At 65.2% G+C, this 13,128-nt stretch carries 15 protein-coding genes; 11 read left to right on the forward strand and 4 right to left on the reverse strand.

The features are described from left to right. Positions 1 to 9: 9 nt before the first annotated feature. From lepB to pyrE, 4 genes are all read right to left on the reverse strand, one after another. On the reverse strand, positions 10 to 846 hold the full coding sequence (gene lepB / locus HUW43_RS07190; RefSeq protein ID WP_188236745.1) for a signal peptidase I: 837 nt from the start codon (positions 844 to 846) through the stop codon (positions 10 to 12). A 9-nt stretch (positions 847 to 855) separates the two neighbouring features. Continuing rightward, positions 856 to 1,257, reverse strand: coding sequence for a holo-ACP synthase (gene acpS, locus HUW43_RS07195; protein WP_188236746.1), 402 nt, complete (start codon positions 1,255 to 1,257; stop codon positions 856 to 858). Between the two features lie 147 nt (positions 1,258 to 1,404). Then, a complete protein-coding gene (locus tag HUW43_RS07200) occupies positions 1,405 to 2,151 on the reverse strand; it encodes a pyridoxine 5'-phosphate synthase (RefSeq protein WP_188236747.1) in 747 nt (248 codons plus the stop codon). After that, positions 2,148 to 2,735 (reverse strand): orotate phosphoribosyltransferase, encoded by a 588-nt coding sequence (gene pyrE, locus HUW43_RS07205; RefSeq protein ID WP_188236748.1) that lies wholly within the window; start codon positions 2,733 to 2,735, stop codon positions 2,148 to 2,150. The genes HUW43_RS07200 and pyrE overlap by 4 nt, the downstream gene beginning before the upstream one ends. Before the next feature lie 232 nt (positions 2,736 to 2,967). Between pyrE and coxB the strand changes: the two genes are divergently transcribed. The 11 genes from coxB to HUW43_RS07260 all read left to right on the forward strand — a co-directional run bounded on the left by coxB (position 2,968) and on the right by HUW43_RS07260 (position 13,098). Then, positions 2,968 to 4,032 carry a cytochrome c oxidase subunit II gene (coxB, locus tag HUW43_RS07210; protein WP_188236749.1) on the forward strand — a complete coding sequence of 355 codons (1,065 nt, stop codon included), beginning with the start codon at positions 2,968 to 2,970 and terminating at the stop codon, positions 4,030 to 4,032. Positions 4,033 to 4,047: 15 nt separating this feature from the next. Beyond that, positions 4,048 to 5,718 (forward strand): cytochrome c oxidase subunit I, encoded by a 1,671-nt coding sequence (ctaD, locus tag HUW43_RS07215; protein ID WP_188236750.1) that lies wholly within the window; start codon positions 4,048 to 4,050, stop codon positions 5,716 to 5,718. Positions 5,719 to 5,777: 59 nt separating this feature from the next. Then, positions 5,778 to 6,689 carry a heme o synthase gene (locus tag HUW43_RS07220; protein WP_188236751.1) on the forward strand — a complete coding sequence of 304 codons (912 nt, stop codon included), beginning with the start codon at positions 5,778 to 5,780 and terminating at the stop codon, positions 6,687 to 6,689. Continuing rightward, a complete protein-coding gene (locus HUW43_RS07225; RefSeq protein ID WP_188236752.1) occupies positions 6,686 to 6,835 on the forward strand; it encodes a hypothetical protein in 150 nt (49 codons plus the stop codon). The genes HUW43_RS07220 and HUW43_RS07225 overlap by 4 nt, the downstream gene beginning before the upstream one ends. Further along, complete coding sequence (locus HUW43_RS07230) at positions 6,832 to 7,392, forward strand: cytochrome c oxidase assembly protein (RefSeq protein ID WP_188236753.1); 561 nt, start codon at positions 6,832 to 6,834, stop codon at positions 7,390 to 7,392. The genes HUW43_RS07225 and HUW43_RS07230 overlap by 4 nt, the downstream gene beginning before the upstream one ends. 80 nt (positions 7,393 to 7,472) lie before the next feature. Beyond that, entirely contained in the window at positions 7,473 to 8,348 is an 876-nt protein-coding gene (locus HUW43_RS07235) for a cytochrome c oxidase subunit 3 (protein WP_188236754.1), read from the forward strand. Positions 8,349 to 8,364: 16 nt separating this feature from the next. Next, complete coding sequence (locus HUW43_RS07240; RefSeq protein ID WP_188236755.1) at positions 8,365 to 8,745, forward strand: DUF983 domain-containing protein; 381 nt, start codon at positions 8,365 to 8,367, stop codon at positions 8,743 to 8,745. Continuing rightward, positions 8,738 to 9,400, forward strand: a complete 663-nt coding sequence (locus tag HUW43_RS07245; protein ID WP_223181356.1) for an SURF1 family protein — start codon at positions 8,738 to 8,740, stop codon at positions 9,398 to 9,400. The genes HUW43_RS07240 and HUW43_RS07245 overlap by 8 nt, the downstream gene beginning before the upstream one ends. Before the next feature lie 27 nt (positions 9,401 to 9,427). Then, complete coding sequence (gene thrC / locus HUW43_RS07250; RefSeq protein ID WP_188236756.1) at positions 9,428 to 10,825, forward strand: threonine synthase; 1,398 nt, start codon at positions 9,428 to 9,430, stop codon at positions 10,823 to 10,825. A 4-nt stretch (positions 10,826 to 10,829) separates the two neighbouring features. Beyond that, complete coding sequence (locus tag HUW43_RS07255; protein WP_188236777.1) at positions 10,830 to 11,708, forward strand: class I SAM-dependent methyltransferase; 879 nt, start codon at positions 10,830 to 10,832, stop codon at positions 11,706 to 11,708. A gap of 94 nt (positions 11,709 to 11,802) precedes the next feature. Continuing rightward, entirely contained in the window at positions 11,803 to 13,098 is a 1,296-nt protein-coding gene (locus tag HUW43_RS07260; protein ID WP_188236757.1) for a sugar MFS transporter, read from the forward strand. Positions 13,099 to 13,128 lie beyond the last annotated feature (30 nt).

Genomic DNA, 13,128 nt, shown 5'->3' on the forward strand with positions numbered 1-13,128 from the left:
CCCCATTTGCTATTCGCTTGGACGCACGGGCCGAAGGTCGGTTCCCGCGCGCCCCGAACGCAGCGCGGTGAACCAGCTCAACGGATTATACCATTCGGCCGTCCCGTCGGTCGAAAAGCTGATGATTTCGGCACGACCGGCGATCGCGTCGAACGGCACCGCACCGCCGAGGCCCTTCATCTCGGCGGCGACGCGGCTGTCGGCGCTGCCGTCGCGATTGTCGCCCATCAGGAACAGATGGTTTGCCGGCACCACATAGGGTCCATAATCGTCGGTCGCATAGCCCGGCCCCATGTCGATCGTGTCGAAACTGGCGCCGCCGGGCAGGGTTTCGCGGACGATCGGGATTTCCAGCGTCTGCTTGCCGTCGGCGCCGCGGGAGACGAAGCGCGACAGGCTGGAGTCGGGGCCGGGGGTGTTGAGATCGACGGGGATCGCCAGCATCGGCTGCACCTCGCGCTTCACCGGCTTGCCGTTGATGCTGAGTTCGCCGTCCTTGAGCTGAATCGTGTCGCCGGGCAGGCCGATCACGCGCTTGATATAGTCAACGCGCGTGATCGGATGTTCGAGGACGACGATGTCCCCGCGTTCGGGCAGTTTTCCAAACAGGCGACCCTCCATCCTGGGCGCGAGATGAAAGCTGACCGAAGCATAGGACCAGCCATAGGGATATTTGCTGACGATCAGCCGGTCGCCGTTGCGCAGGATGGGCATCATCGAATCGGATGGGATATAGAAGGGCTTGGCGACACAGCTGTGGATGACGAGCACGAGCAGCAGGATGACCGCAACGTCGCGGATCAGCTTGCCCCAGCTGCCGTCATCCTGTGATTTTCTTTTCGCCATGGTAACCGGTCAGTCCTTGATTGCTTCGATGATGACGAACGCCTGCGCCCAGGGATGGTCGTCGGTCAATGTCAGATGAATATGCGCTGTGTGGCCGGGCGGGATCATCGCGGCCAGCCGCTCCGCCGCACCGCCGGTCAGTGCCAGCGTCGGCGCTCCCGATGGCGTGTTGACGACGCCGATGTCCTTCATGAACACGCCGCGCTTGAAACCGGTGCCGACGGCTTTCGAGAAAGCTTCCTTCGCGGCGAAGCGCTTGGCATAGGTTCCCGCGCGCGTGAACGGCCGTCGCGCCGCCTTGGCGCGCTCGATGTCGGTAAACACGCGCTTTTCGAACCGCTCGCCGAAGCGGTCGAGCGATGCCTGGATGCGCTCGATGTTGCAGAGGTCGGAACCGAGGCCGATAATCACCTCAATTCCTCCCCGAAACGGCGAGGGGGACCATGCGCGGCATGACCGAGGATCCGTGACGGTGCGTCATCGCAGAAGGTTTCGACTCTTCCGCCAGCCCTGCGGGCCGCCGTCTTCCCGTTTCGGGGAGGAATTGGACCGGCATGCTCACCCGCGCGCCTCGTCCATCAGCGCGCGCATCCGCCGCACCGCATCTTCCAGCCCGGTGAAAATCGCCTCGCCGATCAGATAATGGCCGATGTTGAGCTCGGCGAGCTGCGGGATCGCGGCGACGGGGACGACATTTTCATAAGTCAGGCCATGCCCCGCATGGGGTTCGATGCCATTCTTCCATGCCAGTGCGGCGGCGTCGGCGATGCGGCGCAGTTCGGCAGCGCGTTCTTCGCCATCCGAATGCGCATAGCGGCCGGTGTGAAACTCGACGACGGGCGCGCGCAGCCGCATCGCCGCCTCGATCTGTCGCGCGTCGGGTTCGATGAACAGGCTGACGCGGATGCCCGCGTCGGCCAGCCGCGCGACGATGGGCGCCAGGTGATTATGCTGCCCCGCCGCGTCCAGTCCGCCTTCGGTCGTGCGCTCCTCGCGCTTTTCCGGGACGATGCACGCCGCATGCGGTTTGTGGCGCAGTGCGATTTCGACCATCTCGTCGGTGGCCGCCATTTCGAGATTGAGCGGCAGGTCGGTCGCCGCCTGGATGCGCGCCAGGTCGGCGTCGCGGATATGCCGCCGGTCCTCGCGCAGATGCGCGGTGATGCCGTCGCCGCCGACGGAGGCGACGATTGCCGCTGCGCGCACCGGATCGGGATGCTCGCCGCCGCGCGCGTTGCGGATCGTCGCGACATGGTCGATGTTGACGCCGAGACGCAGGCGGCGCGGGGCGGGAGAGGCGTTCAAGCCGCCACGCTCCGGCTGCCGGGCTTGACCGCCTCGGTGCCTGCAAGTTCGGGCGGCAGATCGTCGGCGGCATAGGTCGGGAAGTTGATCGCAACGAGCGGATAGAAAGGCACCCCCAGGTCGACGCCGCCCGCCGAGCGATCGACAAGCGCGGCTTCGGCAATCACCTCGCCCCCCGCGGCGCGCACCGCCTCCATCGCTTCGCGCGAGGAAAGGCCGGTGGTCACGACATCTTCGACCATCAGCACCCTGGCGCCGGGGTCGATGGAAAAGCCGCGGCGCAGCTCGAACGTGCCGGTCGGACGTTCGACGAAGATCGCGGGCTTGCCAAGCGCGCGGCCCATTTCATGCCCGATGATGACGCCGCCCATCGCGGGCGAGACGACAAGGTCGATCGCCTGCCGCAGATCGCGCGGCAGCTTGGCGGCAAGCGCCACGGCGAGCCGTCCGGCGCGCGCGGTATCCATCAGAACGCGCGCGCATTGCAGATAATATTCGCTGTGGCGGCCGGAGGAGAGCAGAAAATGCCCCTGGAGCAGGGCGTCGGCGGCGCGGAACTCGGCCAGGATTTCATCGTCGGTCATGCAGGATTGGTCTTTTGTCCATAACAGCGCCCACGGCGGGCGACCGGGTTTTGGCGGCGCAGATTTGCCAGCCGCAAAATAGTGTTAGAGATGCTTGAGGCAAGCGGCAAGCGGGTCTATAGCGCCCGCGAGATTCAGCCTGTCCGATAGGCTGCGCGGGCGCTTGTCCGGCAGCGGGGAAGGGCGGGCTGGGGGATCATAAGAACAACAGGCAACGGGCGGCACTATCCTTATGAAGAGCTTGAAAACCCCTGTAATCAAGGTGTTAATCGCGGCAGCCTTGTCGCTCGGCGCGGTCGGCGCCGGTCAGGCGCAGACGGCGGCGACGGCTCCGGCCGAAGCGCCGGCGGCCACGGTCGCGGCGAATCCGGCTCCGGTGGCCGCGCCGGTCGAAGCTCCGGCCGCGACGCCTGCCACCGCTCCGGCCGCTGGCGACGCCGCCGCGCCCGCAGCCGACGCTACCTATGTGCCGATGAAGCCCACGCCGGGCGTGGGCCAGCCGATCGACCGCGGGATCGACTTTCAGCCGCAGGTCAGCCCGATCGGCGAACAGGCTTATTGGTTCAACCATGTGATGCTGCTGCCGATCATCACGATCATCTCGCTCTTCGTTCTCGGCCTGCTGCTCTGGGTGATCGTGCGCTACCGCGCCAAGGCGAATCCGGTGCCGTCGAAGACGACGCACAACACCTTCATCGAGATCATCTGGACAGCGATCCCGGTGCTGATCCTCGCGGTGATCGCGGTGCCGTCGATCCGCCTGCTGGCGGCGCAATATGAGCCGCCCAAGAAGGATGCGCTGACGATCAAGGTCACCGGATATCAATGGTATTGGGGCTATGCCTATCCCGACCAGGGCATCGGCGAATATGTGTCGAAGATGCTGCCCGAAGATCAGGCGAAGGCAGCGGGCGAGCCCTATCAGCTGGCGGTGGACAACCGCATGGTCGTGCCCGTCGGGCGACAGGTGAAGCTGATCGTCACCGGCGCCGACGTCATTCACAGCTTCGCCGTTCCGGCCTTCTGGACCAAGATGGACGCGGTTCCCGGTCGCGCGAACGAAACGACCTTCACCGCGAACAAGGTCGGCGTCTATTACGGTCAGTGTTCGGAACTGTGCGGCGTCGATCACGGCTATATGCCGATTGCGGTCGAGGTGCTGCCGGTCGACAAGTGGGAAGCCTGGGTCCGCTCGAAGGGAGGCAACCCGGCGGGTCCGGTGGTCGAGACCGCCGCGGCGCCGACCGAAATCGCGCCGGCCGCGGCTTCCGCCGCCCTCCCCGCCGCCAAGAATTAACAAGGGGTCCGACAGATGACCGATATCGCAGTGACTGCACCCGCGCACGGCCACGCCGATCACGCGCACGACCATGATCACGACACGCCGGGCTTCTTTGTCCGTTGGTTCATGTCGACGAACCACAAGGACATCGGCACCCTTTATCTGATTTTCGCGATCGTCGCGGGGATCGTCGGCGGCGTGCTGTCGGGCATGATGCGCCTCGAACTCGCCGAACCCGGCGTGCAATATCTGGGCGGCTGGGCCGAAATGCTTGGCGGCGCGGGCGACGAGGTCGCGGGCAAGCATTTCTGGAACGTGATGATCACCGCGCACGGGCTGATCATGGTGTTCTTCATGGTCATGCCCGCGATGATCGGCGGTTTCGGCAACTGGTTCGTGCCGCTGATGATCGGCGCGCCCGACATGGCCTTCCCGCGCATGAACAATATTTCCTTCTGGCTGACCTTCGTGGCGTTCATCATGCTGGTCGGGTCGATGTTCGTGCCTGGCGGCAGCGGCCTCGGCGCCGGCACCGGCTGGACGGTCTATGCGCCGCTGTCGACCAGCGGCTCGGCCGGGCCCGCGGTCGACATGGCGATCTTCTCGCTCCACCTTGCGGGCGCGGCGTCGATTCTGGGCGCGATCAACTTCATCACCACCATCTTCAACATGCGCGCGCCGGGCATGACGCTGCACAAGATGCCGCTGTTCGTGTGGTCGGTGCTCGTCACCGCCTTCCTGCTGCTGCTCGCGCTGCCGGTGCTCGCCGCGGCGATCACGATGCTGCTGACCGACCGCAATTTCGGCACCACCTTCTATGACGCGGCCGGCGGCGGCGATCCCGTGCTCTACCAGCATCTCTTCTGGTTCTTCGGCCACCCCGAAGTGTACATCATGATCCTGCCGGGCTTCGGCATCGTCAGCCAGATCATCTCGACCTTCAGCCGCAAGCCGGTGTTCGGCTATCTCGGCATGGCCTATGCGATGGTCGCGATCGGCGTCGTCGGTTTCATCGTGTGGGCGCACCACATGTTCACCGTCGGCATGAGCGTGAACCTGAAGATGTATTTCACCGCCGCGACGATGGTGATCGCGGTCCCGACGGGGATCAAGATCTTCAGCTGGATCGCGACGATGTGGGGCGGGTCGATGAGCTTCAAGACCCCCATGGTCTGGTCGCTGGGCTTTATCTTCATGTTCACCGTCGGCGGGGTGACCGGCGTCGTGCTTGCCAACGGCGGCGTCGATACGGCGCTTCACGACACCTATTATGTCGTCGCGCACTTCCACTATGTGCTCTCGCTCGGCGCGGTCTTCTCGCTCTTTGCCGGTTTCTATTACTGGTTCCCGAAGATGTCGGGCCGGATGTACAACGAGTTTCTGGGACAACTGCACTTCTGGATCTTCTTCATCGGCGTGAACGTCCTGTTCTTCCCCCAGCATTTCCTGGGTCAGCAGGGAATGCCGCGCCGTTACCCCGACTATCCCGACGCCTATGCCTTCTGGCACCTCATCTCGTCCTATGGCTATGTCATCATGGGCGTGGGCGTGCTGATCTTCTTTGCGAACATTCTCTGGTCGCTGGTTGCGGGCAAGAAGGCGGCGGACAATCCGTGGGGCGAGGGTGCGACGACGCTCGAATGGACGCTGTCGAGCCCGCCGCCGTTCCACCAGTTCAACGAACTGCCGCGTATCGCCTGATCGCGCTCGCCCCCTGCTGACATCGGCAGGGGGCGTCGCTCGTCGGGCCGGAGGAAGCCTTGGCGCAGAGCCTGACCCATGCTGAGACGGCGCTTCCCGCCGATTGGCGCGACCTGTTCGCGCTGACGAAGCCGCGCGTCATGTCGCTGGTGGTGTTCACGGCGCTGTGCGGCCTGCTCGCGGCGCCGGGCGATGTGCATCCGGTTCTCGGCTTTTCGTCGATCCTTGCCATCGCGCTGGGGGCCGGGGCGTCGGGGGCGCTCAACCAATGGTATGAGGCCGGGCTCGACGCCAAGATGAAGCGGACCGCGGGGCGCCCGCTGCCCGCCGGGCGGCTCGATCCGCAAACGGCGTTGCAGTTCGGCATCGGCCTTGCGGCCTTTTCGCTGTTCCTGATGCTGTTCGCATCGAACTGGCAGGCGACCTTGTTGCTGCTCGCCTCGATCCTGTTCTACGTCTTCGTCTATACCATGTGGCTCAAGCCGCGGACGCCGCAGAATATCGTCATCGGCGGCGCGGCGGGCGCCTTTCCGCCGCTGATCGGCTGGGTCGCCGCGACGGGCAGCATCGCGCCGCTGCCGGTGCTGCTCTTCCTGCTCATCTTCCTCTGGACGCCGCCGCATTTCTGGGCGCTCGCGCTGTTCGTGCGGTCGGACTATGCCGCCGCGGGGATTCCCATGATGCCGGTGGTCGCGGGCGAGAAATCGACGCGGCGCCAGATCCTTCTTTATGCGCTGGTCATGGCGGCGGCGGCGATTGCGCCCTGGCCGCTGGGCTATACCGGTGCGCTTTATGGCTGGACGGCGATTCTGCTCTCGGCAATCTTTGTCCTGCTGTCGGTGCAGGTCGGCACAAGGACGACGGGCGAGGGCGACCGGATGCAGCCCGAAAAGCGTCTTTTCGCCTTTTCGATCGCCTATCTTTTCATCCTGTTCGGCGCCGTCGTGGCCGACCGTTGGTGGCCGCTATGACCGATGAACCCGACAAGCCGCCGTTCGACGAGGCCGAATATCGGCGCCGCCAGCGCAGCCGCGCGAACATGATGGCGTGGCTGCTCGGCGCGCTTGCGATCCTCTTTTTCTTCATCACCATCGCCAAGATGCAGATATTCGCATGATCCAGAGCCTGTCCCCCAAAGCAAAAACGGCCGGTCTCGCCGGCATCCTCGCTCTCGCGATGACCGGCCTCGGCTTTGCTGCGGTGCCGCTCTACGACCTTTTTTGCCGCGTGACCGGCTTTGGGGGCACGACGCAGCGTTACGATGCGGCGGCGGCCGCGGCCGAACCCGAAATCCTCAGCCAGACGATGTCGGTGCGCTTCGATGCCAATGTGTCGCCCGAACTGCCGTGGCGATTCTATCCCGAACACCCGCGCGACACGGTCAGCATCGGCGCGCGCGACATGGCGATCTTCATCGCCGAAAATAATTCGGCGGCGCCGGTCGTCGGCACCGCCAGCTTCAACGTCACGCCGACGCAGGCGGGCAAATATTTCACCAAGATCCAGTGCTTCTGTTTTACCGAGCAACGGCTGGAACCGGGGCAGCAGATGCGGATGCCGGTGCTCTTCTTCGTCGACCCCGCGATCCTGGACGATCCTGACGCGCGCGACGTACAGGAAATCACGCTGAGCTATACCTTCCACCCTGTAGACGGGGGCAAAAAGGCGAGCTAAGGCCGCATCCAAGAGTCTAACAAGGACCGGCAGGCGGTGGGGAATCGCGATGCTGGGGCAGCAAAAACGGGAATTGCGACATGGCCGGTGCCAAACATCATGACTATCACCTCGTAAACCCCAGCGTCTGGCCGCTGATCGGCTCGTTCGCGGCGCTCGTGATGTTCTTCGGCCTCGTCATGTTCATGCACGAGGATTATTTCGGGGCTGCGGGCAAATGGGTGCTCGGCCTTGGCTTCATGGGCGTGATCGCGACCTTTTTCAGCTGGTGGGCCGACGTCATCAACGAAGCCCATGCGGGCGATCATACGCCGGTCGTGCAGCTGCACCTGCGCTATGGCATGATCCTGTTCATCGCATCCGAAGTGATGTTTTTCGTCGGCTGGTTCTGGGCCTGGTTCGATTTCGCGCTCTTCCCGGTGCCGATCGAATATGCCGATGGCGCGGTCACGTCGCTGTTCGGGCAGGATGGCGCCGAGGCGATTACCATGTGGCCGCCGAAGGGCATCGAGGTCATCGATCCCTTCTCGCTGCCGCTGCTCAACACGCTGATTCTGCTCTGCTCGGGTACGACGATCACCTGGGCGCACCACGCGCTGATCCACGGCGACCGCGAGGGGCTGAAAAAAGGGCTGTGGGCGACAATCATCCTTGGCGTCGTCTTTTCGGCGATCCAGGCCTATGAATATGCGCACGCGCCATGGGGTTTCGGCGGCAGCAATTACAGCTCGGCCTTTTTCATGGCGACCGGTTTTCACGGTTTCCACGTCCTTGTCGGCACGATCTTCCTGATCGTCTGCCTCGTGCGCGCCTATAAGGGGCATTTCACCCCGCAGCAGCATTTCGGTTTCGAGGCGGCCGCCTGGTACTGGCACTTCGTCGACGTAGTGTGGTTGTTCCTGTTCATCATCGTCTATGTCTGGGGCGGCTGGGGCGCGCCGGTCGCTGCGCACTAAATTGCCGGTGGGCAATATGGATCAAAAGGGGCAGCCGCCGGTCGCGCGCGCTGCCCTTTTTGGGCTCTGCCCGCGCTGCGGCGCGCAGACGCTGTTCGACGGCCCGGTGAAGTTCGCGCCGCGTTGCCGTGTCTGCGCGCTCGATTTTACCGCTTATAATGTCGGCGACGGACCAGCGGCGTTCCTGACGCTCCTGATCGGTGCGCTGCTGGTGGTGGCCGCGCTCGCGCTCGACGCCATGGTGCGGCCGCCCCTGTGGGTGCATGTGCTGCTGTGGGTGCCGCTCACCGCCGCGGCCGTGGTCTATGGCCTGCGCGTCGGCAAGGCGGCGCTGCTCGCGATCGAACATCAGCGGCAGGCGGCCGAGGGGCGCAAGCTGGACGATCCGGATGACTGAACCCGCCGAACCGACCGCGCCCGCTGTGTCGCCGACGCCGCGCTGGCCGCTGATCCCGACTTTGCTCGTCCTCGGCGCCGTCGCGGTGATGATCGCGCTCGGCATCTGGCAACTCCAGCGCAAGGCCGACAAGGAGGCGCTGATCGCGCTTTACCAGCGCAATATGGCAATGTCGTCGCGCGTCGCCTATCCCGAACTGCCGCCCGTTCCCGACGCGATGCTCTATCGCAAGAGCAGCGTCGTCTGCCTTGAACCCGTGCGCTGGGACCCGCGCAGCGGCACCGACCGCAAGGGCCGCACCGGCTTTCGCATGATTGCCGACTGCCGCACGGGGGCCGAAGGGCCGGGCGTGCTCGTCGATGTCGGGATCGGCGACGATTTCACGCCGCCGAAATGGCGGGGCGGGATTGTGCGGGGGACGATCGTGCCCGGTCCCGAACAGCCGGGCATGATCGCGCGCGCGTCGGGCAAGGCGCCGCCCGCGCGCGCGATGCTGGTCGCCGATACGCCGGTCGCCGGGCTGCGGCCGAGCGCGGTGCCGTCGGCTGATGACACGCCGAACAATCATCTGGCCTATGCGGTGCAATGGTTCCTTTTCGCCGCCGCGGCGCTGGTCATCTATATCCTGGCCGTGCGTCGCCGCTTGCGAGCGTAAGCCGTCGCCGCTAGGCGCATCTGCGTCATGGACTATATCAGCACCCGCGGCGCTGCGCCGACCCTCGACTTTCGTGCCGTCACGCTCGCGGGCCTTGCCAGCGACGGCGGACTTTATGTGCCGACCAAATGGCCGCAGATGTCCAAAGACGAGATCAGGGCACTGGCGGGACTCGACTACACCGAAACCGCGGTGCGCATCATGCTGCCCTTTGTCGCGGGCGTGCTGGCGGAGGACGATCTGCGCAGGCTGTGCAAGGCTGCCTATGGCCGGTTCAGCCACGACGCGGTGACGCCGCTGGTCCAGCTCGACCAGCGCCACTGGCTGCTCGAGCTGTTCCACGGGCCGACACTGGCGTTCAAGGATGTCGCGCTGCAATTGCTTGGCGAATTGTTCGAGACGTTTCTCGCGGGCGGCGACACCGACATCACCATCGTCGGCGCAACGTCGGGTGACACGGGATCGGCGGCGATCGAGGCGGTCGCCGGGCGCGAGCATATCCGCATCTTCATGCTGCACCCCGAAGGCCGCGTCAGCGACGTTCAGCGGCGCCAGATGACGACCGTGCTGGCGCCCAACGTCCACAATATCGCGATCGACGGCAGTTTCGATGATGCGCAGGCGATGGTGAAGCGGCTGTTCGGCGACGACGAGGCGCGGGGCAAGGTCAAACTGTCGGCGGTCAACAGCATCAACTGGGCGCGGCTGATGGCGCAGATCGTCTATTATTTCTATGCCGCGGTGCGCCTTGGCGGTCCCGACCGCCCGGTCGCGTTCAGCGTGCCGACGGGCAATTTCGGTGACGTGTTCGCAGGCTATGTCGCGGCGCAGATGGGCTTGCCGGTCGCAAGGCTGGTCGTCGCAACCAACGTCAACGACATCCTGCATCGGGCGCTGACCAGCGGAGACTATAGCGCGGGCAAGGTAACCCCGACCGCGACGCCGAGCATGGACATCCAGGTCAGCAGCAATTTCGAGCGATTGCTGTTCGACCTCGCGGGCCGCGACGGCGCGACGATCGCCGGCATGATGGGCGAATTCGATCGCAACCGCGCGATGACCATCCCCGCCGACATGCTCGGCGGCGCGCGCGACCTGTTTTCGAGCGCGCGTATCGACGGCGACGCTATGGCGCTTGCGCTACGCTGGGCGCAGGAACGCGGCGGGCAGGTGATCGACCCGCACAGCGCGGTCGGGCTTGCCGCGGCGCGCTCACTCGACGTCGATGCCGACATTCCGGTCGTCACGCTCGCGACAGCGCATCCGGCGAAGTTCCGCGAGGCCGTCGAGCGCGCCACCGGCGTGCGCCCGCCGCTGCCCGCGCGGCTGGGCAATCTGTTCGAGCGCGAAGAACGCTATGCGCGGCTTCCCGGCGATTATGACGCGGTGAAGGCTTTTATCCTCGCGGAAGCGGCGCGTGGCTGATCTTTTGCCCCTCGTCACGCTCGTCGGCGAGGCCTGGGACGATTATGGGCTGGTCGACAGCGGTAACGGCCGCAAGCTCGAACGCTATGGCCGCTTCCGCTTCATCCGCCCTGAGCCGCAGGCGATGTGGTCGCCGGCGCTGCCGGCAAGCGAATGGGCCGCCGCCGATGGCGAGTTTATCCCGGCATCGGACGAAGATGGCGGCGGTCGCTGGTATTTTGACAAACCCGTGCCGGCCGAGGGATGGCCGCTTGCGTGGCGCGAGGCGCGCTTCACCGCTTCCTGCACCCCGTTTCGCCACCTGGGGTTTTTCCCCGACATGGCGCCGGTGTGGGACTGGCTGCGCGAGCGCATCGCCGACAAGCCCGACCCGGCCTTTCTCAACCTTTTCGGCTATACCGGGGTCGGCAGCCAGGCGCTTGCCGCCGCGGGAGCGTCGGTCACCCATGTCGATGCGTCGAAAAAGTCGGTCGGGCAGGCGCGCGAAAATGCGGCGCTGGGCGACATGGCCGACAAGCCGATACGCTGGATCGTCGACGATGCGGGCAAGTTCACCGCGCGCGAGGTGCGGCGCGGGCGGCGCTATGACGCGATCCTGCTCGACCCGCCCAAGTTCGGCCGCGGCCCCGGCGGGGAGCGCTGGCAGATCGAGGAAGGCCTCGCTCCGCTGCTCGCCGATTGCCGCCGTTTGCTCGACGCCGACAGCCGCGCGCTGTTCCTGACCGTCTATGCCGTCCGCATGTCGGCGCTTGCGATCGGCGAACTGCTGTCCCAGCTTTTTGCCGACCTGCCGGGCAAGGTCGAATGCGGCGAGCTGGCGGTGCGCGAGGAGGCGCGCGGGCTGCTGTTGCCGACCGCGATTTTTGCGCGCTGGAGCCGCTGAATACGAATGCCTCGACCGCGCGCGGGCTTGCCCGCTGCCCGCAAAGCGACAAGACCCGCACCAGGTTCGCCAGGACCATATTGGGGAGAGTGACATGGCATTAGCGCCGGATATTTCATCGAGCACCGACCCGGTCGCGATCGAAGCGGAGGGCACCCATGTCGACGCGCCCGAACTGCGGCTGTTCGTGATGGGGCTGTTCTTCATTTTTGGGGGCATCACCTCGCTGAACGATGTGTTGATCCCGAAGCTGAAGGAGCTGTTCACGCTCAACTATACGCAGGCGATGCTGATCCAGTTCTGCTTCTTCACCGCCTATCTGGTGATCGGTATTCCGGGCGCCAGGCTGGTCAAGAGGATCGGATATATGCGCGGTGCGGTTGCGGGGCTGTTGACGATGCTGGCCGGCTGCCTGCTCTTCATCCCCGCGTCGCAGCAGGCGGTGTATGGCCTTTTCCTGCTCGCGCTGTTCGTTCTCGCGAGCGGCGTCGTGATCGTGCAGGTCGTCGCCAATCCGCTCATTTCGCTGCTCGGCAAGCCCGAAACGGCGCACAGCCGCCTGACCTTTGCACAGGCGTTCAATTCGCTGGGGACGACCGTTTTTCCGATCGTCGGATCCATATTGATCCTCGGCAGCCTCGCGACGATCAGCGCCGACCAGTTGTCGGGCGCCGAACTCGACGCCTATCGCACAGCCGAAAGTCAGGCGATCGTCCACGGTTATCTGGGGATCGCCGCCGCGCTCGCTGTTGTTGCGGGCGCCGTGTGGCTGTTCCGCAACCGCCTGCAAGGCGAAAGGCATGAGGAGAGTACGGGCCTTGCGGGCATGGATCTGCTGCGGCGGCCGCGCTTCGGTTTCGGCGCGCTCTGCATCTTTCTTTATGTCGGCGCCGAGGTGTCGATCGGCTCGCTCGTCGTCAATTATCTGATGCAGCCGGGCGTGATGGCGCTGGAGGAACAGGCCGCGGGCAAGCTGATCGGGCTTTACTGGGGCGGCGCGATGGTTGGCCGTTTCATCGGATCCTATCTGATGCGCTTCGTCAGCCCCGGCAGGCTGCTTGCAGGCGTTGCGGTCGGCGCGATCAGTTTGATCCTGATTTCGACCAGCACCACCGGTGTCGTCTCTGGCTACAGCCTGCTGGCGATCGGCCTGATGAACGCGATCATGTTCCCGACGATCTTCAGCCTCGCGTGCGAAAAACTCGGTAGCCGCGCAGCCGACGGGTCGGGGATCATCAATGTCGCGATCTTTGGTGGCGCCGTCGTCCCGCTCGCCACCGGGGCGATCGCCGACATGACCGGCAGCCTCGCGACCGCGCTGCTGCTTCCTGCTCTGTGTTACGCCGTGATCGCCGGCTTCGGCTATTACGCGCGGCGTCCGGCCGCCTGACGGCAAGGCCGCGGGCAACGGGCGGTCACG

It is taken from the genome of Sphingopyxis sp. LK2115 (genome assembly GCF_014595975.1).
GTDB lineage: Bacteria > Pseudomonadota > Alphaproteobacteria > Sphingomonadales > Sphingomonadaceae > Sphingopyxis.

What these genes read in the sequence shown, in the direction of transcription:
- lepB (WP_188236745.1), bottom strand. Translation starts at nt 846, where the DNA reads ATGGCGAAAAGAAAATCACAGGATGACGGCAGCTGGGGCAAGCTGATC.
- pyrE (WP_188236748.1), bottom strand. Translation starts at nt 2,735, where the DNA reads ATGACCGACGATGAAATCCTGGCCGAGTTCCGCGCCGCCGACGCCCTG.
- coxB (WP_188236749.1), top strand. Translation starts at nt 2,968, where the DNA reads ATGAAGAGCTTGAAAACCCCTGTAATCAAGGTGTTAATCGCGGCAGCC.
- ctaD (WP_188236750.1), top strand. Translation starts at nt 4,048, where the DNA reads ATGACCGATATCGCAGTGACTGCACCCGCGCACGGCCACGCCGATCAC.
- HUW43_RS07225 (WP_188236752.1), top strand. Translation starts at nt 6,686, where the DNA reads ATGACCGATGAACCCGACAAGCCGCCGTTCGACGAGGCCGAATATCGG.
- HUW43_RS07230 (WP_188236753.1), top strand. Translation starts at nt 6,832, where the DNA reads ATGATCCAGAGCCTGTCCCCCAAAGCAAAAACGGCCGGTCTCGCCGGC.
- HUW43_RS07235 (WP_188236754.1), top strand. Translation starts at nt 7,473, where the DNA reads ATGGCCGGTGCCAAACATCATGACTATCACCTCGTAAACCCCAGCGTC.
- HUW43_RS07240 (WP_188236755.1), top strand. Translation starts at nt 8,365, where the DNA reads ATGGATCAAAAGGGGCAGCCGCCGGTCGCGCGCGCTGCCCTTTTTGGG.
- HUW43_RS07245 (WP_223181356.1), top strand. Translation starts at nt 8,738, where the DNA reads ATGACTGAACCCGCCGAACCGACCGCGCCCGCTGTGTCGCCGACGCCG.
- thrC (WP_188236756.1), top strand. Translation starts at nt 9,428, where the DNA reads ATGGACTATATCAGCACCCGCGGCGCTGCGCCGACCCTCGACTTTCGT.
- HUW43_RS07260 (WP_188236757.1), top strand. Translation starts at nt 11,803, where the DNA reads ATGGCATTAGCGCCGGATATTTCATCGAGCACCGACCCGGTCGCGATC.